The 26,114-nt window shown below is 59.5% G+C and carries 30 protein-coding genes; 24 read left to right on the plus strand and 6 right to left on the minus strand.

Going from position 1 to position 26,114, the window contains the following annotated elements:
- The first annotated feature begins 9 nt into the window (after positions 1–9).
- Entirely contained in the window at positions 10–1,017 is a 1,008-nt protein-coding gene (locus ACSEXS_RS07960; protein ID WP_438432627.1) for a TIGR03943 family putative permease subunit, read from the plus strand.
- A gap of 76 nt (positions 1,018–1,093) precedes the next feature.
- On the opposite strand, the gene ACSEXS_RS07965 is transcribed toward ACSEXS_RS07960, so the two are convergent.
- Together ACSEXS_RS07965 and ACSEXS_RS07970 are read right to left on the minus strand one after the other, a co-directional pair.
- Complete coding sequence (locus tag ACSEXS_RS07965) at positions 1,094–1,591, minus strand: Crp/Fnr family transcriptional regulator (RefSeq protein WP_438432628.1); 498 nt, start codon at positions 1,589–1,591, stop codon at positions 1,094–1,096.
- 177 nt (positions 1,592–1,768) lie between these two features.
- A complete protein-coding gene (locus tag ACSEXS_RS07970; RefSeq protein WP_438432629.1) occupies positions 1,769–2,095 on the minus strand; it encodes a cupin domain-containing protein in 327 nt (108 codons plus the stop codon).
- Positions 2,096–2,285: 190 nt separating this feature from the next.
- Between ACSEXS_RS07970 and ACSEXS_RS07975 the strand changes: the two genes are divergently transcribed.
- The gene (locus ACSEXS_RS07975) at positions 2,286–3,548 is read left to right on the plus strand and encodes a DUF438 domain-containing protein (RefSeq protein ID WP_438432630.1); all 1,263 of its coding nucleotides are present in this window, start codon (positions 2,286–2,288) and stop codon (positions 3,546–3,548) included.
- Between the two features lie 192 nt (positions 3,549–3,740).
- On the opposite strand, the gene ACSEXS_RS07980 is transcribed toward ACSEXS_RS07975, so the two are convergent.
- Together ACSEXS_RS07980 and ACSEXS_RS07985 are read right to left on the minus strand one after the other, a co-directional pair.
- A complete protein-coding gene (locus ACSEXS_RS07980) occupies positions 3,741–4,850 on the minus strand; it encodes a TIGR03943 family putative permease subunit (protein WP_438432631.1) in 1,110 nt (369 codons plus the stop codon).
- Entirely contained in the window at positions 4,847–5,869 is a 1,023-nt protein-coding gene (locus ACSEXS_RS07985) for a permease (protein ID WP_438432632.1), read from the minus strand. Before ACSEXS_RS07985 ends, ACSEXS_RS07980 begins: the two co-directional genes overlap by 4 nt.
- 259 nt (positions 5,870–6,128) lie before the next feature.
- Here ACSEXS_RS07985 and ACSEXS_RS07990 point away from each other — a divergent pair, with 259 nt between their 5' ends.
- From ACSEXS_RS07990 to ACSEXS_RS08050, 13 genes are all read left to right on the plus strand, one after another.
- Positions 6,129–7,103: an acetylxylan esterase gene (locus ACSEXS_RS07990; RefSeq protein WP_438432633.1), complete on the plus strand. Its 975-nt coding sequence runs from the start codon at positions 6,129–6,131 to the stop codon at positions 7,101–7,103.
- Positions 7,100–8,050: a DMT family transporter gene (locus ACSEXS_RS07995; protein WP_438432634.1), complete on the plus strand. Its 951-nt coding sequence runs from the start codon at positions 7,100–7,102 to the stop codon at positions 8,048–8,050. The genes ACSEXS_RS07990 and ACSEXS_RS07995 overlap by 4 nt, the downstream gene beginning before the upstream one ends.
- Positions 8,047–8,598, plus strand: a complete 552-nt coding sequence (locus ACSEXS_RS08000) for a GNAT family N-acetyltransferase (RefSeq protein WP_438432635.1) — start codon at positions 8,047–8,049, stop codon at positions 8,596–8,598. Before ACSEXS_RS07995 ends, ACSEXS_RS08000 begins: the two co-directional genes overlap by 4 nt.
- Before the next feature lie 245 nt (positions 8,599–8,843).
- On the plus strand, positions 8,844–9,377 hold the full coding sequence (locus ACSEXS_RS08005) for a nitroreductase family protein (protein WP_438432636.1): 534 nt from the start codon (positions 8,844–8,846) through the stop codon (positions 9,375–9,377).
- Positions 9,374–9,913 carry a flavin reductase family protein gene (locus ACSEXS_RS08010; protein WP_438432637.1) on the plus strand — a complete coding sequence of 180 codons (540 nt, stop codon included), beginning with the start codon at positions 9,374–9,376 and terminating at the stop codon, positions 9,911–9,913. The genes ACSEXS_RS08005 and ACSEXS_RS08010 overlap by 4 nt, the downstream gene beginning before the upstream one ends.
- A gap of 104 nt (positions 9,914–10,017) precedes the next feature.
- The gene (locus ACSEXS_RS08015) at positions 10,018–11,388 is read left to right on the plus strand and encodes an MATE family efflux transporter (protein WP_438432638.1); all 1,371 of its coding nucleotides are present in this window, start codon (positions 10,018–10,020) and stop codon (positions 11,386–11,388) included.
- Positions 11,389–11,466: 78 nt separating this feature from the next.
- Positions 11,467–11,700 carry a spore germination protein gene (locus ACSEXS_RS08020; protein ID WP_438432639.1) on the plus strand — a complete coding sequence of 78 codons (234 nt, stop codon included), beginning with the start codon at positions 11,467–11,469 and terminating at the stop codon, positions 11,698–11,700.
- A gap of 72 nt (positions 11,701–11,772) precedes the next feature.
- Positions 11,773–12,615: a GNAT family N-acetyltransferase gene (locus ACSEXS_RS08025; RefSeq protein WP_438432640.1), complete on the plus strand. Its 843-nt coding sequence runs from the start codon at positions 11,773–11,775 to the stop codon at positions 12,613–12,615.
- Positions 12,616–12,629: 14 nt separating this feature from the next.
- Positions 12,630–13,013, plus strand: coding sequence for a VOC family protein (locus ACSEXS_RS08030; protein WP_438432641.1), 384 nt, complete (start codon positions 12,630–12,632; stop codon positions 13,011–13,013).
- A gap of 43 nt (positions 13,014–13,056) precedes the next feature.
- The gene (locus ACSEXS_RS08035) at positions 13,057–13,710 is read left to right on the plus strand and encodes a carbon-nitrogen hydrolase family protein (RefSeq protein WP_438432642.1); all 654 of its coding nucleotides are present in this window, start codon (positions 13,057–13,059) and stop codon (positions 13,708–13,710) included.
- A gap of 102 nt (positions 13,711–13,812) precedes the next feature.
- Positions 13,813–14,349 carry a cupin domain-containing protein gene (locus tag ACSEXS_RS08040; protein ID WP_438432643.1) on the plus strand — a complete coding sequence of 179 codons (537 nt, stop codon included), beginning with the start codon at positions 13,813–13,815 and terminating at the stop codon, positions 14,347–14,349.
- Complete coding sequence (locus tag ACSEXS_RS08045; protein WP_438432644.1) at positions 14,346–14,543, plus strand: DUF4177 domain-containing protein; 198 nt, start codon at positions 14,346–14,348, stop codon at positions 14,541–14,543. The genes ACSEXS_RS08040 and ACSEXS_RS08045 overlap by 4 nt, the downstream gene beginning before the upstream one ends.
- 60 nt (positions 14,544–14,603) lie before the next feature.
- The gene (locus tag ACSEXS_RS08050; RefSeq protein WP_438432645.1) at positions 14,604–14,843 is read left to right on the plus strand and encodes a DUF3977 family protein; all 240 of its coding nucleotides are present in this window, start codon (positions 14,604–14,606) and stop codon (positions 14,841–14,843) included.
- An 85-nt stretch (positions 14,844–14,928) separates the two neighbouring features.
- On the opposite strand, the gene ACSEXS_RS08055 is transcribed toward ACSEXS_RS08050, so the two are convergent.
- A complete protein-coding gene (locus tag ACSEXS_RS08055; RefSeq protein ID WP_438432646.1) occupies positions 14,929–15,555 on the minus strand; it encodes a GNAT family N-acetyltransferase in 627 nt (208 codons plus the stop codon).
- 116 nt (positions 15,556–15,671) lie between these two features.
- On the opposite strand from ACSEXS_RS08055, the gene ACSEXS_RS08060 reads away from it, so the two are divergent.
- The 7 genes from ACSEXS_RS08060 (at position 15,672) to ACSEXS_RS08090 (ending at position 19,764) form a co-directional block, all read left to right on the plus strand.
- Positions 15,672–16,097: a DMT family transporter gene (locus ACSEXS_RS08060; RefSeq protein WP_438432647.1), complete on the plus strand. Its 426-nt coding sequence runs from the start codon at positions 15,672–15,674 to the stop codon at positions 16,095–16,097.
- Positions 16,098–16,158: 61 nt separating this feature from the next.
- Positions 16,159–16,854: a Crp/Fnr family transcriptional regulator gene (locus ACSEXS_RS08065; protein WP_438432648.1), complete on the plus strand. Its 696-nt coding sequence runs from the start codon at positions 16,159–16,161 to the stop codon at positions 16,852–16,854.
- 45 nt (positions 16,855–16,899) lie between these two features.
- Entirely contained in the window at positions 16,900–17,421 is a 522-nt protein-coding gene (locus tag ACSEXS_RS08070) for a DMT family transporter (protein WP_438432649.1), read from the plus strand.
- A 2-nt stretch (positions 17,422–17,423) separates the two neighbouring features.
- Positions 17,424–18,332, plus strand: a complete 909-nt coding sequence (locus tag ACSEXS_RS08075; protein ID WP_438432650.1) for a hypothetical protein — start codon at positions 17,424–17,426, stop codon at positions 18,330–18,332.
- Positions 18,329–18,730: an NUDIX hydrolase gene (locus tag ACSEXS_RS08080; RefSeq protein ID WP_438432651.1), complete on the plus strand. Its 402-nt coding sequence runs from the start codon at positions 18,329–18,331 to the stop codon at positions 18,728–18,730. Before ACSEXS_RS08075 ends, ACSEXS_RS08080 begins: the two co-directional genes overlap by 4 nt.
- 77 nt (positions 18,731–18,807) lie before the next feature.
- Positions 18,808–19,149 carry a four-helix bundle copper-binding protein gene (locus ACSEXS_RS08085; RefSeq protein WP_438432652.1) on the plus strand — a complete coding sequence of 114 codons (342 nt, stop codon included), beginning with the start codon at positions 18,808–18,810 and terminating at the stop codon, positions 19,147–19,149.
- Between the two features lie 162 nt (positions 19,150–19,311).
- Positions 19,312–19,764 carry a MarR family winged helix-turn-helix transcriptional regulator gene (locus tag ACSEXS_RS08090; protein ID WP_438432653.1) on the plus strand — a complete coding sequence of 151 codons (453 nt, stop codon included), beginning with the start codon at positions 19,312–19,314 and terminating at the stop codon, positions 19,762–19,764.
- Between the two features lie 194 nt (positions 19,765–19,958).
- Here ACSEXS_RS08090 and ACSEXS_RS08095 read toward each other — a convergent pair whose 3' ends face one another.
- Positions 19,959–20,882 carry a proline dehydrogenase family protein gene (locus ACSEXS_RS08095; RefSeq protein WP_438432654.1) on the minus strand — a complete coding sequence of 308 codons (924 nt, stop codon included), beginning with the start codon at positions 20,880–20,882 and terminating at the stop codon, positions 19,959–19,961.
- A 324-nt stretch (positions 20,883–21,206) separates the two neighbouring features.
- Between ACSEXS_RS08095 and ACSEXS_RS08100 the strand changes: the two genes are divergently transcribed.
- Both ACSEXS_RS08100 and ACSEXS_RS08105 read left to right on the plus strand, forming a co-directional pair.
- The gene (locus ACSEXS_RS08100) at positions 21,207–25,130 is read left to right on the plus strand and encodes a discoidin domain-containing protein (protein ID WP_438432655.1); all 3,924 of its coding nucleotides are present in this window, start codon (positions 21,207–21,209) and stop codon (positions 25,128–25,130) included.
- 241 nt (positions 25,131–25,371) lie between these two features.
- Positions 25,372–26,112 carry a hypothetical protein gene (locus ACSEXS_RS08105; protein WP_438432656.1) on the plus strand — a complete coding sequence of 247 codons (741 nt, stop codon included), beginning with the start codon at positions 25,372–25,374 and terminating at the stop codon, positions 26,110–26,112.
- Positions 26,113–26,114: the final 2 nt, after the last annotated feature.

The raw sequence follows: 26,114 nt of genomic DNA on the forward strand, positions 1-26,114 counted from the left end.
GATTCGGCGATGGGCATGAACCGAATGCCGGAGTTTCCGGAGGAAGCCAAGCGTAGGGCCGAGCGCAGCCGCGCCCGGCATTACCTCTTCCGGGCCGCGCTGCTGCTGGCATACTCGTGCTTTATTCAGCGTCTCGCCCGAAGCGGGAGCTTGCTCGAATACATCGCTCCGCGGATGGAAACGGCCGTCAAGCTGGCGTCGATCGGCCTGATTCTGCTCGCCGGAGCGCAGATCTGGATGGCGTTGGGAGGCAACCGCGGGCATCGGTTGTCCTGCGATTGCTGCGAGCCTGCGGCGTCGCCGAACGGCTTTCGTTCCGTCGGGCTGCTGTATGCGCTCTTCCTGCTGCCGGTGGTCTATGCCGTTCTGCTTCCGAACGGCATGAGCGGCAGCGGGCTGGCGGGCTCCCTGGGTCTTGCGCTCAGCGGGCCGGAGGGGTCGCAGGTGTCCGCCGTCCTGTCGGCTCCCGTCGACACCTGGGAAGGCAACGGTTCCGTTCCCGAAGCGGCGGGTCCGGCGGAGAAGGAGCCGGCAGCGGATGGGGCCGAAGCCTCCGCCACCGGCCACCCATCCGAACTTGCGGCACTGGCCCGGCGGTTGTATGGCAAGCCGGAAATTCTCGTCCCGGAGACCGGTTATCGGGAGGTGCTCCGCGCCGTCGCTCTCCATCTGGACCGGTTCGCCGGGAAGCGGATGACCGTAAGTGGCTTTGTCTTTCGGGAGAAAGCGATGCAGCCGAACGAATTTGCCGTCGCCAGGCTGGTGATGTCCAGCAGCGCCGCAGACGCTTCCCCCTTTGGCGTACTGGTCCGGACTTCGGGAAAGACCGATTTTCCGCAAGACACCTGGGTCTTGGTGAGCGGCACGATCGCAAAAGAGACGTACGGCGGCGAGCCGGTTCTCGCGCTGCGGGCCGACCGGGTGACCCGGGTTTCGGCTCCGTCCAATCCGTACGTCTATCCCTATGACGGGGCTTATGAGGATTTGGCGAACTGGCTGTCGATGCCATCCGAGTAGCGGGGCATGGAGGGCAGGACGGCAGGGATGAGCGTCCGCCGACCGGTTAACGGAATCGGCAGCGCCCGGTCCGTCGTTACCGGGGTTTGCGCAGTAGCCGGTTGACGGTTTCCCGCCTCAGGCCGATGAACTGGCCGATCTCATCCTGCGTCAGCAAATCCGTCAAGGTCGCCGGGGCGATATAAACCCTCAGCCACTCCTGCAATTGCTGCAGCTTCCCGGCCGGCGATACCTCCGTGAGTTGATCGACGCGCTGCTGCATCATGCGCAGCTTGTCCTGGAGCTGTTCGGCGATGGCGCGGAGCCGCTCGGGATCGCCTTCCAAGTCGCGGTACCATTCGTTCGAGGGAAGAACCGCGACCTCACTCGGCATAAGGGCGATGGCCGTGCCGTAATAAGGGTTCGGACTGATGAGCGAATGATGGGGTATGATTTCGCCGGGGAGAATCAGGTTGACCAGGAACTGGGAGCCGTCTTGGTGGACGCGGACGATTTTCAGCATGCCGCTCTCCAACCGATACAGCGGACCCTGCTCCCCTTGACGAAACAAGGTCTCGCCTTTTTGCAGGAACATGGGCAGCCTCCGTATCCTGCCCTTCGGGCAGGCTGTTAGGAATTACGTTGGTTCTCTTCGCATTATACGGGTTTAGGCCGCCGTGTCCAAGAGTCGGTTTTCAAAAAAACGGACCTGCCGATGGCAGGTCCGTTTTGGGTCTTAGCAGCATGGGAGAAGAGGCAGCCGCAGTTGTTCTCAGACGGCCGGGGGAGCCTGAATGAGCATGACATACAGGCTGGAACGGCCATCCGCCGAGCTGCTGTAGGAGAAGTCGGCATCGCCGGACAGGACTACTGTTTCGCCTTCCTTTACTTCGGTTTCAGCTCCGTCGGCGGTCACCGTACCCGACCCTTCCAGAACGAGAAGGTGCAGCTTGGTTCCGGGATGCTTGTGAACGGGCAGACGTTGACCAGCGTCGAAGCTGAGCACGAAGGCGACGAACTCCGGCTCGCGGTAGACGAAATGCTTGACGAACTTGCCCTCCTGATAATCCTGGAACTGTCTGAGCGTTTGGGTTTCCATGGTCATCCATCCTTTCGGTTCTTATCTGCTTCCATCTTTACATGAGAATGAGAATCAATTAGTGATTCAAATCACAAAAACCCTTTATCCGCCGTGCTAATTTGAAAAGGAAGAGTACAGCACCGAGTGAGAATGAGCGGCGGGCGCTGCCCATCCGGAAGAAGATAAGTCCTAAAGGAGAGTGCCATAGATGAGTGAGCTGATCAACAACCGCGAGCAGGCGGAGACGCTGAGTCCCGAGCGGCAGCGGCTGCTGCAGGAGATTATCCGGGACCTGCACAACGGGAAGACGGTCGACGAGGTGAAGGCCCGTTTCGACGAGGCCGTCGGGGATATCTCAGTGGCGGAGATTTCTCGGCTGGAGCAAGCCCTGATGGAGGAAGAAGGCATCCCGGTGGCGGAGGTGCAGCGCTTATGCAGCGTTCATGCCGCCGTATTCAAAGGCTCCATTAACGAAATCCATCGCTCGGCCAAGCCGGAAGAACAGCCCGGTCATCCGGTGCATACTTTCAAATTGGAAAATCGGGAGATCGAGCGCCTCCTCGGCTTCACGATCGCGCTGCATCGGGACCAATACACCCGCAGCCGGGACGAAGCGGGCCGCCTCAAGCTGGTCGAGGATCTGAGCCTGCTGTTTGATCTCGATAAGCACTACAGCCGCAAGGAAAATCTGCTGTTTCCCTATCTGGAGAAATACGGAATCTACGGTCCGACGAAGGTCATGTGGGGAGTCGATGACCGGATTCGCGCCGGGATCAAAGAATTGAAACGCCTGTGGACGGACGGGACCGCCGAGGACAGCGACCGGCTTGGGCTTCTGGAGCAGGTCACCCAGGATATCACGGAAATGATCTTCAAGGAAGAGAACATCCTTATGCCCATGGCGCTGGAAAAGCTCACGGAGGACGAATGGCTCAAGATCGCCCGGGAGAGCGGGGAAATCGGCTACTGCCTGGCCTCGCCCGAACGGCAGTGGGTGCCCGAACGGGCCGCCGATCCGGCCGAGGCGGCGGAAGCGGCCGGGGGAAGCGGCGCGCTGCCGGCAGCGGACGGCTTTGTCCGGATGGAGACGGGAACGCTGTCGGTGCTCCAGCTCGAGACGCTGCTCAATCATCTGCCCGTGGACTTGACCTTTATCGACGAGAACGATGTCGTCCGGTATTTCTCCTGTGGGAAGGAGCGGATCTTTGCCCGAACCAAGGCGGTCATCGGCCGGACCGTTCAGAACTGCCATCCGCCGCAAAGCGTTCACATCGTGGATCAGCTCCTGGCCGATTTCAAAGCCGGGGTAAAGGATGCAGAGGACTTTTGGATTCCGTTCAAGGATAAATTCGTCTATATCCGTTACTTCGCCGTGCGCGACGGGGGAGGGCGGTACCTGGGTACGCTGGAATTCACCCAGAACATCAAGCCGATCCAGGAGCTGGCAGGCCAGAAACGGATCATGTCCTGATCCGGCGACATCGTGTAACCGTGGTTGGATGACGCATCGAAACCAGCTGTCCGCATCCTCCCCGAAGAATGCATAACGACAAAAAAAGCTTGCCCGATACGGGCAAGCTTTTTTAATGCAGCAAGCAGAAGGTTGGTTGAAATACGGAGGAAGGAGAGGCGAGAGCAGTGGGTTTCCCGTCCCCCGCCTGCCTCAGAAGCTGCGATACACGTAAGGATTCTTCGGAGCGTCTATGCTCTGCCAGGAGGTGACCTCCAGCACGGGAAGCGTCTGTTTGAACGGCTGGTACAGCTCGGAGGAGAGAGTGCCGGTGACATGGACCCAATCGTCGTCCTTCAGCACGGTGCCCTTGGGGAAGTCGACCAGCATGCCGAAGACGCCAGAATCGGCGGCGCAATGGATAAAGCCGAAGCGGAATACGAAGTAATGGTTGCCCTCCACCTGTTCCCCCTTATACACGAAGCCGTCGAAGGAAACCGTCTTCCCCATGAATTCCCCGGGGAAATTGTAGAGCACTTCCATGCCTTTGAGGTAATTCGGGTCCGTCAGGGCGATGCTGTCCTTGCCCGCGAACTCGGATAATTCCTTCTTCTTAAGCTTGTCGTAGCCTTCCTTGCCGTAAAAGATACTGGTGTCCGGGCGAAGGAATTGGTGATTGCCCGGGTTGTCCGCCGAGACGTCGAGGCTCGGAAATGAAAAGCCTTTCGCTTTGACGAAGCTCGAATCCAGCGTCTGCGCAGGGAGGAAAATGCCCGTATAGATAGGAAAACAAAGAACCAGATAGGTAAAAGCCCGCTGCAGCCGCGTCGAATTGCCGTGCGAGTGCCCGTCATGCGCATGACCGTGATTGGGAGTCTGTCCGTGCGCGTGATCATGGCCGTGATCATGCTTGTGGTCATATCCGTGATCATGTCCGTGATCGTGCTCGTTAGAGTAATGGCGAACGGACTCCTGGTGATGATTCCCCTCGGCATAATCGGAATGATCATGCATATGAACGTAGCCCTCCAAAGGAGGCATAGGTGTCGTAAACTCGCCAGCCAAATCCTCCGCCCGGAGCGTCTCGACAGCCTTCCGGCTTCTTTCTTCGCTTCTCTGCGCGGCCGCTTCTTTACGCTTCTCTTCTTCCCGTTCCTTCCGGAACACCCGGATGAATTCTACTGCGCAGAGCAGCGACAGAATGCCAATCGTCAGAACGGACAAATAAGAATAGCGCGTATTGATGTACATATTGAGGTTGCCCTGCACCCGAATATAGACGAACATCATCACGAAGCCGAGCATGATGACAAAGCGCTTCATCCAAACCACCTCCCGACGAGCAGAGAGCCGATCAGCGTGAACAGGGTGACCAGACCGATCAGGCTGAAGACGAACCGTTTGCGAAATGTGCCGAGCAGCATCAGCGTGTTCTTGATGTCGATCATCGGACCGAAGACGAGGAATGCCGACAGCGGTCCGACCGAGAAGGTGCTCCGAAAAGAGGAAGCGATAAAGGCGTCCGCCTCGGAGCAGAGCGACATGATAAACGCGAGTGTGATCATGACGAGGCTGGCCATGATAGGCGTATTTCCCAGCTTCATCAGGTACGAGGTGGGAATGAAGGTCTGCATGGAAGCGGCAATGAAGGCGCCGATCACCAGGTACTTGCCGACGGAAAAGAACTCGTCAATGCCGTGCAGGCACACCTCGTAGAATCGGCTCCCCAAGCGGCGAATCTGCGCGCCGAAGGCAGGCGGCGGAGAAAGCGGCTCCTTGCGGATCGAGGAACCGGCTGCGCAAACCGCTCCCGCTTTCCCGGAAGCGTCCGTTTCGGCGCAAGTCGGATTTTCTTCGGCGGAAGCGGCCGTTTCGGCGGCGAAGGAAGGGATGCCCGCAAAGGTATATTCCTTCAGCGGCATCGCCGGAAACAGCAGGCTCAGCGCCAACGAGACCAAGACGGCTACCGCGAACGCCATGCCGCAGCGAATCAGCACCATTTTCCAATTGTTGCCGAAGGCGATATAGGTGGCGAACAGGACGATCGGATTGATGATCGGTCCGGTCAGCATGAATCCGATGCCCGCCTGCAGCGGAACGCCTTTGTTCAGCAACCGCTTGGTAATCGGGACGATGCCGCATTCGCAGGAAGGGAAAAAGACGCCGATGCTCGCGCCGAGGAGGGCGGATAACACACGGTTCTTCGGCATAATCCGGGCGATCCAACGCTCGGAGATGAAGGACTGAATCATTCCGGAGATCAGCACCCCGACGAGCACGAAGGGAATGGCTTCCATGATCATGCTGAGAAAGATGGTGTTGAGCTGATAGAAGGTCTTCATAGAGGCACCTGCCAATCTATCAAAATAAGCACCTTCTACTATACTCCGATTTTGCCTAGGGGCAACTTAATTCTGAATTTGGCTGCGGCAAGCAACAGATTGGAGCGGAGCTCTGTGTCCAATGCGCTTGACGCTCGTTTCGGCAATCCTTACTATTAACACAATTGCACAAACTCGCCTCGGGTTCCCGGCCGGTTTCGGCCTGACGGGGACGGCTCGAAGCGAAGGAACTTCACCTACTCGGCAGGAGGATTTTTTTATGAACGTGATTGAACGAAGAATACAGGATTTGGAGGGCTTTTTGCCGGAGCGGACGGCGCAAGCCGATTTGGAGGAATTCTGGGACCGCACGCTTCGGGAGGACAAAGAGGCCGCCTGGGCCTGCGAGCGTACACGGGTGGATTCTCCGCTCATCGGCGCCGCCGTTTACGATACGGTCTACACGGGCTATGCCGGAACGCCGATTCACGGCTGGCTGCTGCTGCCGGAACAGTCCTTCCGGAAGCCGCTGCCTTGCATCGTCCTCTACCACGGCTACACCGGCTCACGGGAGCTTCCGGAGCACCATGCGGCCTGGCTGATGATGGGATATGCGGTGTTCGCCATGGACGTGCGCGGCCAAAGCGGCAAGACGGGGAACACGCTCGACCAGACGAACGGCATGGTCAAAGGCTGGGTGACCCAGAATCTGCATGACAAGGATTCCTACTATTACAAGGCGATCACGGTGGACGCCTTGCGGGCCGTTCGCTTCGTCCGCGAGCAGCCGGAGGTGGACGCCGACCGGATTATCGTCATGGGCACGAGTCAGGGCGGAGGCTTGACACTGATGGTCAGCTCGCTCGCGCCGGATCTGATTAGCGCCTCGGTTGCGTCCTTGCCCAACATGTGCCATCTGGACTTCGGCATCCTGAATTCGGTCGGCTCCATCACGGAAGCCGCCGATTATGTTGCCCGGCATCCCGAAGAGCTGGACTCGGTGCTTACGACCTTGAGCTATTTCGACGCGATGAACCTCGCCCATCGGGTGGTCAAGCCGATCCTCTGTACCGTCGGACTCAAGGACCCGGTCTGCATGCCCGAGACGGTCTATGCAGCCTATAACCGGATTACCGAAGCCCCGAAGGAAATGATCGTGTATCCGTTCAACGGGCATTGGACCGGACCCGATCACATGCGCAGGGTTAACGCGTTTATCCGCAAGCAGCTCGGGGAGGGCGATAGGCCCGAATGAAGCGGAGGGGGATTCTGCTGGTCCTGGCGGCCGCTTCCCTGTGGGGGATCTCCGGTTCCGTCGCGCAATTTCTATTTGAACGCAAGGGCTTCCGGCCGGATTGGCTGGTGGATGTCCGCCTGTTGGCGGCCGGGACGGGAATGCTGCTGATCGCCTCTCTCGGAGGCTCCCGCAAGCGGGTGCTGGCGATATGGAAATCGCCGAAGGATGTCCGGGAGCTGCTCTTGTTCAGTCTCTTGGGCATGCTGGCGGTTCAATATACTTACTTCACCGCGATCCGGCATTCCAACGCGGCTACGGCTACCGTGCTGCAATACCTCGCTCCGGCGCTGATCTGCTGCTACACCGCTTTTCGGCGGCGGAAGCGCCCGTCGGTCCGGGAAGGGGTCGCCGTCGGCCTTTCCTTTGCCGGGATTCTGCTGCTCGCTACCCACGGCCGGATTGGGACGCTGGCGATGACGCCCGCCGCGTTCTTCTGGGGCCTGGCTTCCGCCGTCGCGCTCGGCTTCTACAGCGTGCAGCCGGTGCGGCTGCTGCGCGCATGGGGCTCGGGCGTCGTGGTCGGCTGGGGGATGCTGATCGGCGGAGCCGCGCTCAGCGTCGTTCGGCCGCCATGGAGCTTCCGGGGGCAGTGGGACGGAGAAGCGGCGCTTGCGACCGGCTTCATTGTTCTGTTCGGCACGCTGATCGCATTTTTCTGCTACATGGAGAGCCTCAAACAACTGGAGCCGGCGGAGGCGAGCATCCTCTCCTGCCTGGAGCCGCTGACTTCGGCCTTGCTGGCGGTGGTCTGGCTGGGCACGCTGTTCGGGACCTTCGACTGGCTTGGGGCGGCCTGCATCGTCGGCACGGTTGTTCTGTTATCCTGGTCCCGGAAGCCGGCTGTGCCGGTTCAAACCGGGGAATCCTCCATCACCATCCAAGGAAAGGGCGGGATAATCCCATGAATCCGATCGAACTTATCCATACCGAGGTACAGCCGGGGATTCTCGCCTATCGGGCCCTCCCCGCCGACGAAGCCGGGCTCGCCAAGCTGATGCTGGATACGGCGCGCTGGCTGAAGAGCACCGGTTCGACGCAGTGGGGCAAGCTGCTGACCGGGCAGGACGACCACCGGATGCCGGAGGCGATCGCCCGCGGCGATGTCTTCGGCTTCCGCGAACCCGACCGGGAAGAGTGGGCCGGAATGGTCATTTTGCAATGGAGCCCGAGCGATTGGGACCTCCGGCTGTGGGGCAACGCCGACGGCAAGCTGGAGAAAGCCGTCTACCTTCATCGGCTGATGGTCAACCGCCGCTATTCGGGGACGAAGCTCGGCTCCTCGATCCTGGCTTGGGCCGAGAACGGCTTGCGGTATCCGGGCAAGGAGGCTCTCCGGCTCGACTGCATTGCTACCAACGAGGCGCTGAACCGGTTCTACCCGGCGAGCGGCTTCCGCTTCTGCGGGGAATCGCAAGGCTTTCATCTGTATGATAAACTGATCCCGATTCCCTGAACGATTCCGGGACGTTGGAGGGTTACTCACGGCATGCTGGAATTGGACGAGCATTTATTGACCCGCAAGCGGGGAATTGGCTTGGTTTATTTATCGCTCGGCCTCCTGCTCGCAGGGTAAGGCTTTTCTTCCAACCGATTCGGATTCGCCCAATCCGGCGATCCTTGTGCGAAGATTCGGTGACAATCCCCACCGGTTAACCGGGATTTGATAAACTGGGAGCAAACGGAAAGCGGGGAGATCGCATGGAGTGGAAGGATCTGATCGAGGAGCGTTACAGCGTTCGTTCCTATGAGAAAACGGCACCGGTCGAGCGGGAAAAGCTGAAGCGGGTGCTGCAAGCCGCCGTGCTGGCCCCCACCGCGGCAAACCGACAGCCCTTTCGGGTATATGTCGTGCCCACGGCGGGCCGGGAGGACGAGTTGATGGAAGTTTACCCGCGGGAATGGTTCGCGGAAGCGCCGTATGTGCTGGCCGTCTGTTCCGAACCGGAGCGGGCCTGGGTACACCGCAACGGCAAAAATTACTGCGACGTCGATGCGGCGATCGCGATGGATCATCTGGTGCTTGCGGCGACGGCCGAGGGGCTCGGAACCTGCTGGGTGGCCGCCTTCGATTTCGAAGCGGCCCGCCGCCTGCTCGGGCTGGACTCCGGTCAGGAGCCGGTCGCCTTTACGCCCCTCGGCTATGCCAAGAGCAACCGGCCGGCGGATCGTCCAAGGAAATCCGTAGAGGAGATTGTCGTTTGGCTGGATGATCGGAAAGGGGGAGACGAATGATGGCGGAATTTTCCGAGATTGCCCCGCTTGAGCTCAGCGAGAACGTCTTCCGGTTGATCGGGGAGGACTGGATGCTGATCACCGCCGGGACGCGGGAGCACTGCAACACCATGACGGCCAGTTGGGGCGGCTTCGGTGTGCTCTGGCACCGTCCCGTCGCCTATTGCGTCGTGCGCCCGACACGAATGACCTACGAATTCCTGGAAGCGGGCGATACGTTCACCTTATCCTTCTTTCCGGAAGAATGCCGGGAAGCCTTGCAGGTTTGCGGCAGCCGCTCGGGAAGGGATGGGGATAAGATCGCCGACGCCGGGATTACGCCCGTCGAAGACAAGCCCGGTATGGTATATTTCCGGGAAGCCAGGCTTGTGCTCGAATGCCGCAAGGTCTATCTGCACGATATCCAGCCCCAAGGATTCGCGGACCCGGCTCTGGCCGACTTTTATCCAAACCGGGATTACCACCGCCTCTACGTCGGAGAGATCACCCGCTGCCTGATCCGATCGGAATCGAACGGCGGTCCCTGGCTTAGGTAGCCTTCCGCCGAACGGAAGGCTTTTTTGCTTAAGTCGAAGCGATTCATTGCGCCGCTGTAGAGAAGGTTTGCCGCTCGGCGATTATCAAGCAAAGAAGGGACATCATGAACCTGCTCGTTCGGGAATCCGGTTTTTACAAGCGCTTTTTCTCGCTCACCTTCCTCATCGGTGCGCAAAACCTGATCTCGCTGGGCGTCGGTCTATCGGACAATGTGATGCTGGGCGCATACAGCGAACCGGCCTTGTCCGGCGTGGCACTGGCCAATCAGATTCAATTCCTGCTGCAAATGCTGGTGATGGGCGCGGCGGAGGGGGTGGTTATCCTCTCGTCGCGAGCGTGGGGAGCCCGCGATTTGGAGACCGTTCGCAAGGCATCCGGCGTTGGAATGCGCATAGCGCTTACGGTGGCACTTCTGCTCGGAGCAGCGGTGTTCGCTTTTCCGCACGGGACGCTATCCCTATTTACGGATGGCACGGCAGCGGTGGCGGAAGGCGCGAAGTACCTGAGGATCATCTGCTTCTCTTATTTGTTATTTGCCGCCACCAACATCCTGCTCGCTTCGCTTCGCAGCGTCGAAATCGTCCGCATTGGGTTCTTCGTCTCGATTTCGACGCTCCTCATCAACGTGAGCCTAAATTATCTGCTGATCTATGGGCATCTGGGGCTGCCGCGGATGGGAGTGCGGGGATCGGCCGTCGCTACGCTGACCGCCCGTATCATCGAATTCGTCATCGTTCTGATCTTCCTGAAGCGGGCAGATACCCAAATCGGTCTGCGGGTTCGGAATTTCCTGACGCTTGATATGACGCTCGTCAAGTCGTATATCCGCGTGGGATCTCCGATCCTGTTCTCCAACGCCTTGTGGGGATTCGCCATGGCGGCGCAAGCCTCGATCCTCGGGCATATGGGGGAAGCGGCGATCGCCGCCAACAGTATCGCCACCACGATCTTCCAGATGGTTACGGTCGTAACCTATGCGTCGGCAAGCGCAACGGCCGTAGTGATCGGGAAGACCATCGGTGAAGGAAGGACCGACCGGGTCAAAGCTTATGCGAAGACCCTGCAACTGCTGTATCTGTTTATTGGACTATTAACAGGGCTTATGCTTTACGTCATTAAGAATCCGGTGATCGGATTCTACTCGGTCACTCCGGAGGCCAAGTCCCTGGCGCTGCAATTCATGGCCATCCTGTCCGTAACGGCCGTCGGAACGGCTTATCAGATGCCGGTGCTCACCGGTATCGTCCGCAGCGGAGGGGACACCCGGTTTGTCCTGTACAACGATTTTATCTTCATGTGGCTGATCGTGCTGCCCGCCTCGGCGCTCAGCGCCTTCGTCTGGGGATGGTCGCCGGCGGCGGTTTTCCTGTGTCTAAAGTCCGACCAGATCCTCAAATGCCTGGTCGCCGTCGTCAAGGTCAACCGCTTCCGCTGGATTCGTTCATTCGGCCGGACGGGAGGACAGACCGAGTAGCAAATAGGCGGCGGGTTACATACCCTGAGAACAGACCGCGCACCGGTCCGGCCATCTCAAGGAAAAGGGGCATCCGCCATGCCGTCTCTCATCATCGGAGGAATCAAGATCCTTAGCGTAAGCTCCGGTTCCAACATCCAGTTCGGAGATACGGCGCTCATCAACCTGACGAGCAATTGCAAGGTGTATTCCGGCGCCAACTCGTTTTCGCCGGGGGATGCGATCGCGAGTCCGCAAAATTACATTAATGGCGGGCCCAACACGGTGGACCCGGATGTCATCGATATGCCGGCAGCCGGAACTCAGCTTTGAGCTCTATAATCGAAACATAATATATATTATGTTAACTTGTCTCAATCTATCGAAGAGAGGTGTCCTATTCTTATGGATTTGAAGGAATGGTGGACCTGGATGCATGCGCAGCCGTTCGGTTCCGAAACCTACCGCGAATGGGAGGAAATGCAGACGGTGGTTTGCCGTCTGTACCCCGGTCAGGCGGAGGAAGTTCGAATGGCTCTGGAAGAGCATCCGAATGCAGGATACCTGCATTGGGGCGCCGCTAAGCCGGAAGCGCTGGTTGAGGCAGTGAGGAAGACGCTTGTTCCCGATCTGGACAAGGCGTCCGGTGAATCCGGCACGATCAAGCTCGAATTTGTCCCACAGCCGTGCGTGGCCGGTCTGCGCGAGCTGGGCTTTGAGGTGACCGGCTGCTTTGTGGATTATTGGAGCGGGCTGGAGGAAGGAGATCCGGAAAGCCGCGATTCCTCCCCCAAGCCGTTACCGTACCTTATTCGCCCCTTGAGTGCAGAAGAAGCCGGACAAGCCAGCGACGTGACGAAGGCCTGCAGCGGGCAGTCGCGGGGCTTTACCGGAGAAACGGCTGAATTCGTGTCCGAATGGCTGGAGGAGCCCCATGCCCGGATTATCGCCGCCGAGCTAGATGGAGCGCTGTGCGGTTTGGTCTTCGTCCAAATCTACGATTGGGACAGCGAGAAAGGGCCGGTTCTCTGGATACGGGAATTGGCGGTTCATCCCGGATACCAGCGGCGCGGCATCGGCGCGGCCTTGCTCGATTCCGCCCGAAGCTGGGGGAGAGAAGCGGGGGCCGTCCGAAGCTTCCTGGCAGCGGATACGGAGAATGCCGGCGCGGTGCGGTTGTACGAGCGCTTGGGCTACCGGCGTTCTGCGGGAGAGGGGCAGATCAATATGGAGCGCCCGTTCGGCTGAAGGAGGCTCGGCGAATGAAGATCGAGCACGCTGCCTTGTGGACAGGCGATCTGGAACGGATGAAAGCGTTCTACATTCGTTATTTTCATGCGGTTTCCAGTGAAAAATACACCAGCTCCAGCAAGCCCTTCGAGAGTTATTTCCTGACCTTCGACGAAGGAGCTCGTCTGGAGCTCATGCAGAGTCCGGCCGTCAGCGAACGGCCCGGGCCAGAGGAGCTCCGGGGATACGCTCATCTGGCGGTATCCCTCGGCAGCAAGCAGGCCGTCCGCGAGCTGACGGAAACGATGCGGCGGGACGGTGTCCCGGTCTTGAGCGAGCCGCGAACGACGGGCGACGGGTATTATGAAAGCGTCGTGCTGGACCCCGACGGCAACCGGATCGAGCTGACGGTGTAAACCGCCTTTTCCGAATACGCGACATCCTTTAAGGAGAGATTCTATGAGACTGTTGGTTTCCCAACCAAAGCACGAGACCGGCCTGGAGCAACTGATCCGCGAGGTGGAGAGTGTCCCGGATTTGGACGCGGTGCTTTATCCCGAGGGATACGTCGTCGATGAGGCTTCTCTATCCCGCTTATGCGAGATCGCGCGTGAGCATCAGTTGGTGATCGCGAGCGGGTCCAAAGACGGTTCCGGTAAAGATCGCGCGCTTGTCATCGGCGCTGACGGCAACCTGCTCCTGGAACGCGCGAAGACCCCGCGGGGAGAGCGGCTGTACGGTCCTTCCGTGGCAGAAGCGAAGGGACTCCGGGTCGGATATCTGCTCTGCATGGAGATTCTGCAGGGCTTCGAGGGCTTCAACGAGCTCGGACCAGTTCCCGAGCTGGTTCTGCATCCGATCGGCGTCGGGATGTTCAGCGATGAGCAATATGACGAATGGATCGGGGAAGCGCGAAGGATCGCCTTGCGCTATCGAACGGCGGTCATCGGCACCAGCCATGCCGACGGCTCTTACCGCAATTGCGGCATCTCCCTGCCGATCTCGTACTGGATCGATGAAGCAGGGGAGCCGGTTTACCTTTCCAAGTGCGATACGCGTTCGCGCGTTTTGGATTTGGACAAACGGACCGTGGAATGTCTGCCTGTCGCCTAAGCGGAAGAAACCGCTAAAGTGAAAAAAACCGCTGCCCCTTCTGTCCGGTTGTGTTAGGCTAGAGCCGGACATCTCTATCGTCAAAAGGAAAGGAGACCTGGCATGCCTGCACGGTTTAACGCCAATTCACTTCCGTTCCATCCGAAGCAATCCCCGATTCCCGAATACGCCTGGCACACAAGCGAACGGTTATCGGGCCTCGTGAAGTCCAAACATCTCACCTTTGACATCCGCTCGCTGGACCCCGGGTTCTATTCGTATCCGTACCATTATCACCACAATGCCGAGGAAGTCTTCGTTATCCTGGACGGCTCGGCCATGCTCCGTACGCCCGAAGGTATCTCCGAGGTCCAGGCCGGGGACGTGCTGTTCTTCGAAATGGGAGAGAGCGGAGCGCATCAGCTGTTCAATCACACGGATTCGCCGTGCCGTTATCTCGACATTCGCACGGAGCAAGGGCTGGATGTCGCCGAATATCCGGATTCGGGCAAGCTGAACGTCATGCTCCCGGGCGGTCAACGGGTATTCGAGCGTTCGGCGGAAGTGGATTATTACCTGGGAGAAGACCAGGTGAAGGACAAATGGGCAGCCGCAGGCTTCAAGCAAGCCGGGGCGAAGAAGGAGGAAGGGCAAGGATGAACGAACGCTGGGAGTACAAGTCCATTCATTTGAAGACCGGAGGCGTCATGGGAGGCCTCCTGGACAAGGATGAGTTTGAGGAGCGGCTGAATGCCTTGGGTCATGAAGGATGGGAGCTCGTCTCGGTCTTTGATACGAATCAGGGGTATGGAGCGACACGCCAAGTGGTGGCCGTCTTCAAACGCCGGCAGTAAGACCGAAGAACCGTAAGTCCGAAGAACCCGGTGACAGACCCCTGCGAAAGGACGCCCTGGATGCGAAAATATGTGGAGCTTGGAATCGGAAACCGCTGGCTTCTGCGAACGGAAATCGAACAAGCGGACGGTACGGAGACGGAGGTCCGCGGCTGGCAGCGGCCCTTCCGTGTCCGATCCGGCTATATCCGGGTCTGGCTCGGGTATCGGGTAATCGTTCTCGACACCCGCGATGGTCTGAAGCGCAGCCGCAAGACAAGGCGAGGGTTCAAGCTGCTGTTGGGCTTGACCGGAGAATAGCCAGCCTCATCTACAGCCGGTTTCCTAGCCGCGGTCTCTCCGGGCGGCAGGGAAATCGGCTGTTTTCCTACCGTGCCGCCCCCCGTCAGCCCCGGCCGAAGCTGAGACTGTGGAAGCGGGTGATCTCTTTGAACAGCGCTTCTCCGTCTTCCGGCACCGGAACGCCCGGATGAAGCGGCAGGAGAAGAGCCCGATAGGGTTCGGGCACCCAGCGGTATTGGTGGACATAAGCGTTGGGCTCAAACCCGAGCCCTTCCCAGAATCGGAGACGCTCGCGGTTCTCCGGGGTGTCTTCGGCTTCCGCTTCGATCAAGACGGAATCGACCTCGGCGGTTTGCACCGCCCAATCCCGAAGGTAGCCGAAGAACTGCCGGCCGATCCCCTGTCCGCGGGCTTCGCGCTCCATCGCCAAATAATCGATCAGCAGCCGGCAATGCGGCTTGCCGGCCGATTCGGTGCGGCTAAAGCCGGTAATTGCCATGCCGGTCGGCCGGTCGCCCTCGTAAGCGCCGTGCAGCGACGCGAGTCCCCGATCGACCATCCTTCGCAGGATGCGTTCGGGTTTGGCTCCATGGGGAAAGCTGTCTTTATAGATGGGGGCGAGCTCCTTCCAGCGGGATTTCTCCCATTGCTCGAAGGTCGTGAAGGTGAGGGACACGGTATGCGCTTCCTTTCCTGCGGCTTCGTGAGCGGTTCCTTGGTGAATTTCCATTCATGGTATCATAAAAAAAGGGATCATCGCCATTTTGCCAAGTCGAGGACATATGTCCTATCCGCTCTTCCCGCTCTGCCTTTACAGTAGTAGGAGACGAAACGGAGGAGAGAATCATGAAAGGAATGCTGTACGCTCTGCTCGGCGGAGCCTTCATCACCCTGCAGGGTGTCGCCAACACCGCCATCGGCAACGATATCGGAACCTTGCAGGGGGCGGCGCTGACCCAACTCACCGGGTTCCTCGCCTGCTTGTTCATCCTGCTGTTCATCCGGGACGGAAGCCGCGGAGGCATCCGCCGGGTGAAGCCGCTCTACCGCATCAGCGGAGCGTTTGGAGCGGTGATCATCTTCGGAGAAGTCACCTCCATTCAACGGATCGGCGTGACGCTGACGGTCTCGGTCCTGCTCATGGCCCAGTTGGTCCTGACCTTCCTGATCGACAAGCATGGCTGGTTCGACGGGGAGAAGCGTCCGATGAAGCTGCCGCAGTACCTGGGCATCGGCCTGATGCTGTCGGGCATTGCGGTTCTGGCCTTATAGAACACCCGAATTGCGGCGGGTCTGTCCGCCCGCAGGTTGACCCGACTGGAGAGGAGCTCTTATGAAGGAATATGCCCAAACCGAACGAATCGAAGCCGCCCTGCGGGAGCACGGCTTGACCGGTACGTTTCCCGAGCCCCTGTATTCGCATATGACCTTATGCCGTTATGAGGTTGGCGATCTGATCTGTTCGCAGGGAGAGCGGGCTTCCTCGCTGTTCCTGCTGGTGAGCGGCAGGATTAAGGTCTATACCACCTCGGAAGAAGGCAACGTGCTCGTGCTGTCGCTCATCGAGCCGCTCGAGCTGATCGGCGACGTGGAGTATATTCGGGGAATCCCGATCATGAACACCGTGATGGCCGTGACACCCGTCGAGATGCTTCGCGTACCGTACGGACCGCTCACGGAGCATGGGAGGGACTACGCGCCGCTCCTGCGGTTTTTCCTGACGATCATCATGGAGAAATTTCAACGTAAATCCAGCTTCCTCAGCTTCAATTTGCTGCATTCCGTGGAAGAGCGACTCGCCGGCTACCTGCTGTCCGTTACCTCGGACCGAAAGGGAGAAAGGTCGGGAGGGCGGGTGGACATCCCCAGTCTGCGGGATGCGGCGAACCAGATTGGAACGAGCTACCGCCATCTGAACCGGGTTCTGAAGAAGCTGGTCACGGACGGCCATGTCCGCCGGGAAAAAGGCTTTCTTGAGATTTTGGACCGGGGCGCCTTGCGGAAGCTGGCCGGCGAGGAATTTGAATGAAGCCGGACTCGAAGAGAAGTTTTCGGCAAAAGGAGGAGAATCGCGATGGGAATCGGCATGCTTTTGGCGTTTATGGCCGGATCGCTGGTCAGTCTGCAAAATATCTTCAACAGTAAAATGAATGAACACAACGGTTCCTGGACCACCACGGCGGTGGTGCTGGGCCTGGGCTTTGCCGCCTCGACCGCGCTCGGGCTCCTCTTAAACGGGAACGGCTTTTGGACCTTCGGTCATCTGAAGCTGTGGTACCCGTTCAGCGGACTGTTCGGGATCGGCGTGGTGGTTTGCCTCGTGCGGGCAATGCGGCTTGCCGGACCGACGCTTGCCGTATCGCTGGTCATGACCTCGCAGCTCACGCTGGCGCTGATTCTGGATTCGGTTGGCGCCTTCGGACTCGAGCGTGTTCCGTTTCAGACCAACAAGCTGATCGGGGTGCTGATTCTGATCGCAGGGGTGGCGGTCTTTCAAATTCGCGGCGAAATGAATCCTTTACACCGCTTGTCGCGTAAGAGTATGATAACTACCGAACCCGATTTGGCATACGAACGGAAAGAGGCGAGTGAGTAACCGTGGACATCAAAGAAGCATACGGACGACTCGGTCTGGGCGAGACGACGACCCAAGAAGAGCTGGACCGCGGATTCGACCTGCTGCTGAAGCGCGAGAAAACAGCCCGAACGAACGGAGACAGTGAAGCGCTTGCCGGGCTGGAGCTGGACATCGAAGCGTATCGCACGATCTTCGATTACCGGGCGAAGCGGGAGGTGGACCAAGCCGAGGAGCAGCGTCTGCGCAAATTCGGCAAGCTGTCCGGGACCGTCAGCCGGTCCGAGGATTTCTTCCGGATCAACCGAACGAAGATCTTCGCGGCCATCGGCATCCTGGCGGGGCTGATCATCATCGGCTCCATCGTCGGGAACATCATCCAGCAGCGGCGCTATGAGGCTTCCTTGCCGCCCGTGGATCTGAATATCATGTTCCTCGGAAACATGCAGGCGAACGACCAGGAGCAGGAGAGCAAAACCGTGCAGCAGGCGATCCTTGATCAGTTCCCCGACTGGAAGCGGGTCAAGGTGCGGATTCTGTTCCAGCCGCCGGCGGGATCGGACGCGGGAGGCCTGGGTGCGGCGAACCAGCAAAAAGCGATGGCCGAGCTCGTCGCCGATTACCCGGATATTCTGGTGCTGGATAAGGAAACGCTAAACTGGATGAGCGGACAAGATTCGCTCGCCGACCTGACGGACCCGGTCTTTGCGAAGATTTACGAAACCGCCAAGAAGAAGGGCACCGTCGTCAACGGCAAAGACCCGAACAGCGGAGAAGAGCACGCTTACGGCATCGACTTTACGAACACGGAGTTTGCCAAAGCCCTGCCGATGGCCCACGGCGGCGATCTGGTCGTGGCTTCAAACCCGCAGAAGAAAGGGGACGCCAAGATCATGGAATTCCTGGAAAAGTGCGCGGGGGTGACCCCATGAGCGGCGCAATAGACAAGGTGGCCTGGCTCTTGTTGGAAGACGGCAAGGTGCTATGCGCGCGGTCGCGAGGCAAGGATACGTTCTATCTCCCGGGCGGCAAGCGCGAGCAAGGCGAAACGGATGAAGAAACCCTCCGCCGGGAGGTGGAGGAGGAGGTCTCGGTGCGGATTGAACCGGACCGGATCGACTTCTTCGGTACCTTTGAGGCGCCGGCCCACGGCAAAGCGGCCGGTATTCCCGTGCGGATGGCCTGTTACCGGGCCGATTACACCGGAACCCTGGCGCCTGCGGCCGAGATTGAAGAATTGGCCTGGCTCGGTTACGCCGACCGTGAACGGGTCTCGGCTGTGTGCGGTCTGGTGTTTGACCGGCTCCGTGAGCAAGGGCTGATCGAATAGCGCCGAGTTGGGTAAGGATATGGGCAGGGCTTGTCAGCCGGGCAAGTCCAATCCATACCCCCAAGGAGGACGTCATCATGTCTCATGAAGCTTATCGAGCCTGTATCGAAGAATGCCTGCGTTGCATGGTCGCCTGCAATCACTGCTATTCGGCCTGTCTGAAGGAGAAGGACCTCGAGATGATGAGGGATTGCATCCGGCTGGACCGGGAATGCGCGGATCTCTGCGAATTCGCCGCCCGGATGATGGCTGCAGGCAGCTCCTATACCCGTGAGCTCTGCCGCCTCTGTGCGGAAGCGTGCCTCGCCTGCGGCAACGAATGCAAGAAGCACGATCACGAGCACTGCCAGGCTTGCGCCAAGGCTTGCTTCTCCTGCGCCGAGGCTTGTCAGGCGATGTTGGGCTTGCAGAGCGCTTGATTCCGGCTTCCTCCGATTTCCCGCAGCCGATATGAAAGCCCATACGTCCGAATCCGCGGACGCATGGGCTTTTTGCGTTGCGGCGGTTCCGCTTGACTTCGGTCATTCAATTGTTTACGATTTAATTAAATCGCAACCAGTTGAGACAAGGGAGGCACCGCGATGAACGAACCGCTGCTGGAACCGGACGGCGAACGGCTGAAGCTGGATAACCAGCTCTGCTTCGCATTTTATGTATGCTCCAAGGAGATCATCAAGAAATACAGGCCGCTCCTGACCCCGCTCGGTCTTACGTATACCGGCTACATCACGCTGCTCGCCCTCTGGGAGAAGGACAACATTCCCGTAAAGACGCTCGGCGAACGGCTGTATCTCGATTCCGGCACGTTGACTCCGCTCCTCAAGAAGCTGGAATCGCAAGGCTTTATCAAGCGGACCCGCAGCGACAAGGACGAGCGTCAGGTGTTCGTCTCGCTGACTGAAGCGGGACGGGAACTGAAGAACCAAGCGGCGGGCATTCCGCAGCAATTGGTCGAATCCTTCGAAATGGATGAATGCCAGGCCAAGCAGTTAATCGAGAGCCTGCACGGCCTGATGGAACAGACGGCCAACTGAGGCATCGAGCAGCCCTTCCGCGCTCCTCTGCCTTCCGCGTTTTGCGGAAGCGGGGAGGGGCGCCGGGGGCTGTTTTTGGTTTCAACGCCTTATCCGCGCCTTATTCGGGCACGCTGCCGGTTCGCTGCCGGTTCGCTGATGGGCGCTGCCGGTTCGCTGCCGGGCCGCGCCGCAAGCTGAACGGGGCGGATGCGTTACCGGAACAGGTTGCGCAGCACCAGTCCCAGATTCGCGGGCCTCTCCGCCAGCCGGCGGGTGTAATAGGGATACCAGTGCGTTCCGTAGGGCACATAACAGCGAACGCGGTAGCCCTCCTTAACGAGCCGCCGCTGCTCCTTCATTCGCAGGCCGTACAGCATCTGGATTTCAAACCGGTCGGAGGCGATGCCGTTCTGGCGGGCGTACTGGACCGTCCAATTGATGATCTCGTCGTCGTGGGAAGCGATCGCCGTGTAGACGCCGTGATCGAGATGCAGGCGAATCAGCGACTTGAGGCGGGTAACCACCTCCGTGCGGCTCTGCCAAGCGATGGCTGCAGGCTCTCGGTAAGCTCCCTTCACCAGACGCAGAGGGATGTTTCGATGAAGCAGCTCCCGCGCATCCTGGACGGATCGGTGCAGATAGGCTTGGAGGACGGTACCGCAACGGGTGTATCCTTCTTCCCTCAGCCGCATCGCCAGGGAGAGCGTCGCATCGGTAGCCGAGGAATCCTCCATGTCGATACGCACGAAAATATTCTTTTCCGCCGCGCTCGCAACCACAAGCCGGATGTTGCGGTAGCAGGCCTCCGGATCGAGCCGCAATCCCATCTGGCTTGGCTTCAAGGACACATGGGCGCGTACTCCGGCGTTTGCGATATCGTCCAGCAGGCGGAGGTATTCATCCCGGGATGCTTCCGCCTCGCCCGGCGTGGCGACTCCTTCGCCGAGAAAGTCGAGCGAAGCTGCGATTCCATCGGCATTCAGCGAGCGGACGGCTTCCAATGCGCCGATCCGGTCCTCGGCGGCAATAAAGCGTTTGGCCAGGCGCATGCCAAACTTGGTTATTCCCCGTTCCACCAACCGATTCGCGGATACCGACAGGACGGCTTTGCGGTACCATTCCGATCTGTTGCCCATGCGAATTGCCACGCTCCTTTCCGATGGAACCAGTATATGCGGGTTTCGCAACCGGTTGGTCCGCGTTTTGCAGATGATTTTCGGCTCCGGGGAAAAGCGTGGAATCGCCTACCATCTGCGTAGAAATGCATCTTATGGAAAAAAACGGATGAATCTATAATGAGGGTGTAATTTGACCCGGCTTAAGCCAAGGAAGGAGGGAGGAGCGGACAGGCTCTTGCAATGGAAGAAGGGCAACGGACCGGCATTCTTGTAAACGCTGTCATTCAAGAATCTGTGAAGCACCCAGGACCCGGCACCAGAACAAAAAAGAGGAGGAAGATTATGCGCAACAAAGCGGTAACTTGGCTCTTAATCTCCGTTCTTGTCTTTTCCGGTTTCTTCACAGGCGCGGGAACCCCCGGTAAGGCCTCTGCCGCGGGGGGACCCAATCTGGCTATCGGCAAACCCGTTGCCGCCAGCGGCCAAGCGGATGTTTATCGGCCTGCCAACGTCAAGGACGGCGATGCGGGGACCTATTGGGAGAGCACGAACAATGCTTTTCCGCAGTGGATTCAAGTGGATCTCGGCGCAAGCGTCGGCATCGATCAGATCGTACTGAAGCTCCCGCCCGGCTGGGGAGCCCGGACGCAGACCCTCTCCGTGCAAGGGAGCGGGAACGGCTCTTCCTTTAACGAGCTCGTCGCTTCCAAGAGCTACACCTTCGATCCCTCGACCGGCAATACGGTGACGATCAGCTTCACGGCAGCGAGTACGCGATACGTGCGGTTGAATGTGACGGCCAACACCGCTTGGCCGGCGGCACAGCTGTCGGAATTCGAAATCTATGGAAGCGGAACGGTTGTCCAAGCCTCCGTCTATCAGGCGGAAGCGGCTGCGCTTGCGGGCGGAGCTCAGGTGAACACCGATCACAGCGGCTACCTGGGGTCCGGATTCGTGGATGGCTATTTGAACCAAGGAGCCTCGACCGCCTTCAGCGTCAATGTCGCATCCGCAGGGAGCCGCAATGTCACACTGACCTATGCCAATGCCAGCGGAAGCGCCAAGACGGTCAGTATTTATGTTAATGGCATTAAGATTCGTCAAACCTCTTTGCCTAGCCTGGCCAATTGGGATACATGGAGCACAAAAGCGGAAACGCTTACGTTTGCCGCCGGAAATAATACCATCGCGTACAGATACGACAGCGGCGACACCGGCAACGTGAACCTGGACCAGATCGCAATCGACCCGGTTGCCGCCACTCCGACGCCGACGGGCACGCCAACCGTAACCCCAACGGCGACGCCGACCATCACGCCAACGGCCACCCCGACCATCACCCCAACGGCAACGCCGACTTCTACGCCGACGGCCACCCCGACGGCTACACCAACCGCCACTTCGACGACTACGCCAACGGTCACGCCAACCGCAACCCCGACGGCGACGCCGAGCGGCGGCAATATCGCGGTCGGCAAGACGATAACCGCCTCCTCGGCTACGCAAGCCTTCGTTGCGGCCAATGCCAACGACAATGATGTCAACACCTATTGGGAAGCGAGCGGATTCCCGGGAACGCTGACCCTGGATTTAAAAGCCAACCAGAACATTACCTCCCTGGTTCTGAAGTTGAATCCTGCCTCAGCGTGGAGCACGCGCACCCAGACGATTCAGGTGCTCGGCCGCGCCCAAAACACCGGCACGTTCAGCAACCTGGTTTCCTCTGCGACGTACACCTTTAATCCGGCAACCGGCAACACGGTAACCATCCCCGTCACCGCCACGGTCAGCGCCCTCCAGCTCGCCATCACGGCGAACTCCGGAGCGGGAGGCGGGCAGATCGCCGAAATCCAGGTCTTCGGCACTCCTGCGCCGAACCCCGATCTGACGATCACCGGCCTGTCCTGGTCGCCGGCCTCGCCGGTGGAAACGGATGCCGTCACCTTGAACGCCACGGTGAAGAACATCGGCAGCCTGGCCTCCGCCGCCACGAGCGTGAATTTCTATCTGAACGGCAGCTTGGCGGGCTCCGCGTCCGTCGGGGCGCTCGCCGCAGGAGCCTCGTCCGCCGTCTCGCTGAACGCCGGAGCGAAAGCGGCCGGAGCTTACACCCTCAGCGCCACAGTAGACGAGGCGGGAAGCGTAATCGAGGCGGACGAAAGCAACAACGGCTCTACGAGTGCCGCCACCATGGCCGTCGCACCCGTCTCCAGCTCGGACCTGATCGGGGCCGTTGTCTGGTCGCCGTCCACGCCGATCGCGGGCAATGCCGTCGCCTTCACGGTGGCCTTGAAGAATCAGGGCACAGCGGCTTCCGCAAGCGGGGCGCACGGCGTCGCCGTCTCGCTCAAGGATGCGAGCGGCACAACGGTTCAGACCTTCACCGGCTCCTACAATGGAGCGATTGCCGCGGGCTCGACGGTGAATGTCGCCCTGCCGGGAACCTGGACGGCGGCGAACGGCACCTACACGGTCACGGCGACCGTCGCCGTCGACACGAATGAAGTGCCGATCAAGCAAGCCAACAACACGAGCGCAGCGAGCCTGATCGTCTATGCGCAGCGCGGAGCCAGCGTGCCCTACTATCGTTACGACACCGAGGACGCCCTGGCTGGCGGCGGTGCTGTCCTGCAGACGGCGCCGACCTTCGATCAATCGCTGATCGCCTCGGAAGCCTCGGGGCAGAAGTACCTGTCGCTTCCCGCAAACGGAGCCTATGCCCAGTGGACGGTCCGCTCCGGCCAAGGCGGGGCGGGCGTCACCATGCGCTTCACCATGCCCGACTCCTCCGACGGAATGGGGCTGAACGGCTCTCTCGACGTCTATGTCAACGGGAGCAAGGTCAAGACCGTGCCGCTGACGTCCTATTACAGCTGGCAGTATTTCTCCAGCGATCAGCCGGCCGATGCGCCGGGCGGCGGACGTCCGCTCTTCCGCTTTGACGAAGTGCACTTCAAGCTGGATACGGCTCTCAAAGCCGGAGACACGATCAAGATTCAGAAGAGCGGGGCCGATGCCCTCGTGTACGGAGTTGACTTCCTCGAGATCGAACCGATCCCGGCGGCGATCGCCCGCCCGTCCGGCGCGGTGTCGGTTACGGATTACGGCGCGGTGCCGAACGACGGCCAGGATGACCTCGACGCCTTCAATTCCGCCGTAAGCGCTGCGGCGGCTGGCGGCAAGACGCTGTATATTCCCGAAGGCACCTTTAGCCTCGGCAGCATGTGGCAGATCGGCTCGGTCAGCAGCATGATCAACAACCTGACCGTCACCGGCGCGGGCTATTGGTACACGAACCTGCAGTTTACCAACCCGAACGCGGCAGGCGGGGGAATCTCGCTGCGCATTTCCGGAAAGCTCGACTTCAGCAATGTCTATATGAATTCAAACCTGCGTTCGCGGTACAACCAGAATGCCATCTACAAAGGCTTCATGGACGATTTCGGCGTGAACTCGCGCATTCATGACGTGTGGGTCGAGCATTTTGAATGCGGCATGTGGGTCGGCGATTACGCCCATACGCCGGCGATTGCCGCGACCGGACTGATCGTGGAGAACAGCCGCATTCGCAACAACCTGGCAGACGGCATCAACTTCGCCCAAGGCACCAGCAGCTCGACCGTGCGCAATACCAACCTGCGCAATAACGGCGACGATGCGCTGGCGGTATGGCCGAGCAATACGAATGCGGCCTCCGTAGGCAACAACGACACCTTCTCCTACAACACCATCGAGAACAACTGGCGGGCGGGGGGCATCGCCTTCTTCGGCGGAAGCGGCCATAAGGCCGATCACAATCTTATCGTCGACAGCGTCGGCGGATCGGGCATCCGGATGAATACCGTCTTCCCGGGCTATCATTTCCAGAACAACACGGGCATCACCTTCTCGGACACGACGATCATCAACTGCGGAACCAGCAAAGATCTGTACAACGGAGAACGCGGCGCGATCGACCTTGAAGCGTCCGGAGATTCCATCCAGAACGTCACGTTCACCAACATCGACATCATCAATGCTCAACGGGACGCGATCCAGATGGGCTATGGAGGCGGCTTTACGAATAACGTCTTCACGAATGTGACCATCGACGGAACCGGCCGCGACGGGGTGACGACCTCGCGCTTCTCCGGCCCGCATCTGGGCGCCGCTTTCTTCTCCTATACCAGCAACGGCTCGGCGACCTTCAACAACCTGGTCACGCGGAATATCGCCTATTCCGCTCTCTATTACATTCAGAACGGCTTCGTTCTCACAGTGAAGTAACCCGTTGGTCTGTCCGGCAGTGCTTCAAGCGAAAAAGAGCTCCCCGGAGCTCTTTTTTTTGCTGGATTTTAACAGGAAATCCGGTACTATAGACTATAAAAGAATGGTTCAAACGCAAATGATAGACAATCTTGGCAGAACAACGCTACCAAACCTAAGATTTATACGTAATATCCATTACTTGGTCCATGGCGTGGGTCGGAGGAGGGGCGGACGGGTTCCGCCCGGGGAGGGATGGAAAATGCGCGGTTCGAATGCCGGCAAGCTCGCGCTTCTGGTCGGAGGGGTCGTGCTGGCGAATGTGATCCTGCTGTCGCCCGGTCTGGCCGGCTTTACCGTCGGCGGGGGAGACGCTTTACAGACGGCGGTCGGCGTCACCGTTCTGGCCGTGAGCTTGCTTGTCGTCTTATACGGCAGCTATTCGCTGCTCTTCGTGCCGGAGCCGAAGCCGGCGGTGACCCAACTGGAGAAGCCTGAGGATTACGTCCTGGCGTTGCAGCATTACCGCTCGGTGCAGGCCGTCCGGGAAGATGTGGCGCTGGCGCTGGAACAAGTCGACCGGATGAAGCGGAAGCAGGCAGCTCTGGAGGAGACGCTCGGCCAGCGCTTCGACGCAGGTGAGCTCAGCTATCAGAAGTTTATCGGCGCCATTCGCGAGGTGGAGCGGCTGTTCTACCGGAACATCCGCGGGATGCTGACGAAGCTGGGAGCGTTTGACGAGACGGAAATGGAGCGGCTGTCCGCTTCAGCCGGGAGCAAGCGCTATTCCGGCAAGCTGCTGCAGGAGAAGGCGGCCCTTTTTCAAGAGTACCTGACGCATATTTCCGGCTACGGGAACGCCAACGAGGAGATTCTGCTGAAGCTGGACCGGCTCATTCTGGAGCTGTCGAAGCTGGACGGCGCCGATTACGCCGGCTTGGAGGAAATGCCCGGCATGGTCGAGATCGATGCTTTAATTCAGCAGACCAAGCATTACAAATAAAC

Source organism: Gorillibacterium terrae (assembly GCF_051594785.1).
In the GTDB taxonomy this organism is placed as follows: domain Bacteria; phylum Bacillota; class Bacilli; order Paenibacillales; family NBRC-103111; genus Gorillibacterium.

What these genes read in the sequence shown, in the direction of transcription:
- ACSEXS_RS08050 (WP_438432645.1), top strand. Translation starts at nt 14,604, where the DNA reads ATGCGAAAATATGTGGAGCTTGGAATCGGAAACCGCTGGCTTCTGCGA.
- ACSEXS_RS08010 (WP_438432637.1), top strand. Translation starts at nt 9,374, where the DNA reads ATGATGGCGGAATTTTCCGAGATTGCCCCGCTTGAGCTCAGCGAGAAC.
- ACSEXS_RS08100 (WP_438432655.1), top strand. Translation starts at nt 21,207, where the DNA reads ATGCGCAACAAAGCGGTAACTTGGCTCTTAATCTCCGTTCTTGTCTTT.
- ACSEXS_RS07960 (WP_438432627.1), top strand. Translation starts at nt 10, where the DNA reads ATGGGCATGAACCGAATGCCGGAGTTTCCGGAGGAAGCCAAGCGTAGG.
- ACSEXS_RS08035 (WP_438432642.1), top strand. Translation starts at nt 13,057, where the DNA reads ATGAGACTGTTGGTTTCCCAACCAAAGCACGAGACCGGCCTGGAGCAA.
- ACSEXS_RS07970 (WP_438432629.1), bottom strand. Translation starts at nt 2,095, where the DNA reads ATGGAAACCCAAACGCTCAGACAGTTCCAGGATTATCAGGAGGGCAAG.
- ACSEXS_RS08055 (WP_438432646.1), bottom strand. Translation starts at nt 15,555, where the DNA reads ATGGAAATTCACCAAGGAACCGCTCACGAAGCCGCAGGAAAGGAAGCG.
- ACSEXS_RS07995 (WP_438432634.1), top strand. Translation starts at nt 7,100, where the DNA reads ATGAAGCGGAGGGGGATTCTGCTGGTCCTGGCGGCCGCTTCCCTGTGG.
- ACSEXS_RS08070 (WP_438432649.1), top strand. Translation starts at nt 16,900, where the DNA reads ATGGGAATCGGCATGCTTTTGGCGTTTATGGCCGGATCGCTGGTCAGT.
- ACSEXS_RS07990 (WP_438432633.1), top strand. Translation starts at nt 6,129, where the DNA reads ATGAACGTGATTGAACGAAGAATACAGGATTTGGAGGGCTTTTTGCCG.
- ACSEXS_RS07965 (WP_438432628.1), bottom strand. Translation starts at nt 1,591, where the DNA reads ATGTTCCTGCAAAAAGGCGAGACCTTGTTTCGTCAAGGGGAGCAGGGT.
- ACSEXS_RS07980 (WP_438432631.1), bottom strand. Translation starts at nt 4,850, where the DNA reads ATGAAGCGCTTTGTCATCATGCTCGGCTTCGTGATGATGTTCGTCTAT.
- ACSEXS_RS08020 (WP_438432639.1), top strand. Translation starts at nt 11,467, where the DNA reads ATGCCGTCTCTCATCATCGGAGGAATCAAGATCCTTAGCGTAAGCTCC.
- ACSEXS_RS08065 (WP_438432648.1), top strand. Translation starts at nt 16,159, where the DNA reads ATGAAGGAATATGCCCAAACCGAACGAATCGAAGCCGCCCTGCGGGAG.
- ACSEXS_RS08040 (WP_438432643.1), top strand. Translation starts at nt 13,813, where the DNA reads ATGCCTGCACGGTTTAACGCCAATTCACTTCCGTTCCATCCGAAGCAA.
- ACSEXS_RS08045 (WP_438432644.1), top strand. Translation starts at nt 14,346, where the DNA reads ATGAACGAACGCTGGGAGTACAAGTCCATTCATTTGAAGACCGGAGGC.
- ACSEXS_RS08005 (WP_438432636.1), top strand. Translation starts at nt 8,844, where the DNA reads ATGGAGTGGAAGGATCTGATCGAGGAGCGTTACAGCGTTCGTTCCTAT.
- ACSEXS_RS08090 (WP_438432653.1), top strand. Translation starts at nt 19,312, where the DNA reads ATGAACGAACCGCTGCTGGAACCGGACGGCGAACGGCTGAAGCTGGAT.
- ACSEXS_RS08000 (WP_438432635.1), top strand. Translation starts at nt 8,047, where the DNA reads ATGAATCCGATCGAACTTATCCATACCGAGGTACAGCCGGGGATTCTC.
- ACSEXS_RS08095 (WP_438432654.1), bottom strand. Translation starts at nt 20,882, where the DNA reads ATGGGCAACAGATCGGAATGGTACCGCAAAGCCGTCCTGTCGGTATCC.
- ACSEXS_RS08025 (WP_438432640.1), top strand. Translation starts at nt 11,773, where the DNA reads ATGGATTTGAAGGAATGGTGGACCTGGATGCATGCGCAGCCGTTCGGT.
- ACSEXS_RS07985 (WP_438432632.1), bottom strand. Translation starts at nt 5,869, where the DNA reads ATGAAGACCTTCTATCAGCTCAACACCATCTTTCTCAGCATGATCATG.
- ACSEXS_RS08030 (WP_438432641.1), top strand. Translation starts at nt 12,630, where the DNA reads ATGAAGATCGAGCACGCTGCCTTGTGGACAGGCGATCTGGAACGGATG.
- ACSEXS_RS07975 (WP_438432630.1), top strand. Translation starts at nt 2,286, where the DNA reads ATGAGTGAGCTGATCAACAACCGCGAGCAGGCGGAGACGCTGAGTCCC.
- ACSEXS_RS08015 (WP_438432638.1), top strand. Translation starts at nt 10,018, where the DNA reads ATGAACCTGCTCGTTCGGGAATCCGGTTTTTACAAGCGCTTTTTCTCG.
- ACSEXS_RS08105 (WP_438432656.1), top strand. Translation starts at nt 25,372, where the DNA reads ATGCGCGGTTCGAATGCCGGCAAGCTCGCGCTTCTGGTCGGAGGGGTC.
- ACSEXS_RS08060 (WP_438432647.1), top strand. Translation starts at nt 15,672, where the DNA reads ATGAAAGGAATGCTGTACGCTCTGCTCGGCGGAGCCTTCATCACCCTG.
- ACSEXS_RS08085 (WP_438432652.1), top strand. Translation starts at nt 18,808, where the DNA reads ATGTCTCATGAAGCTTATCGAGCCTGTATCGAAGAATGCCTGCGTTGC.
- ACSEXS_RS08080 (WP_438432651.1), top strand. Translation starts at nt 18,329, where the DNA reads ATGAGCGGCGCAATAGACAAGGTGGCCTGGCTCTTGTTGGAAGACGGC.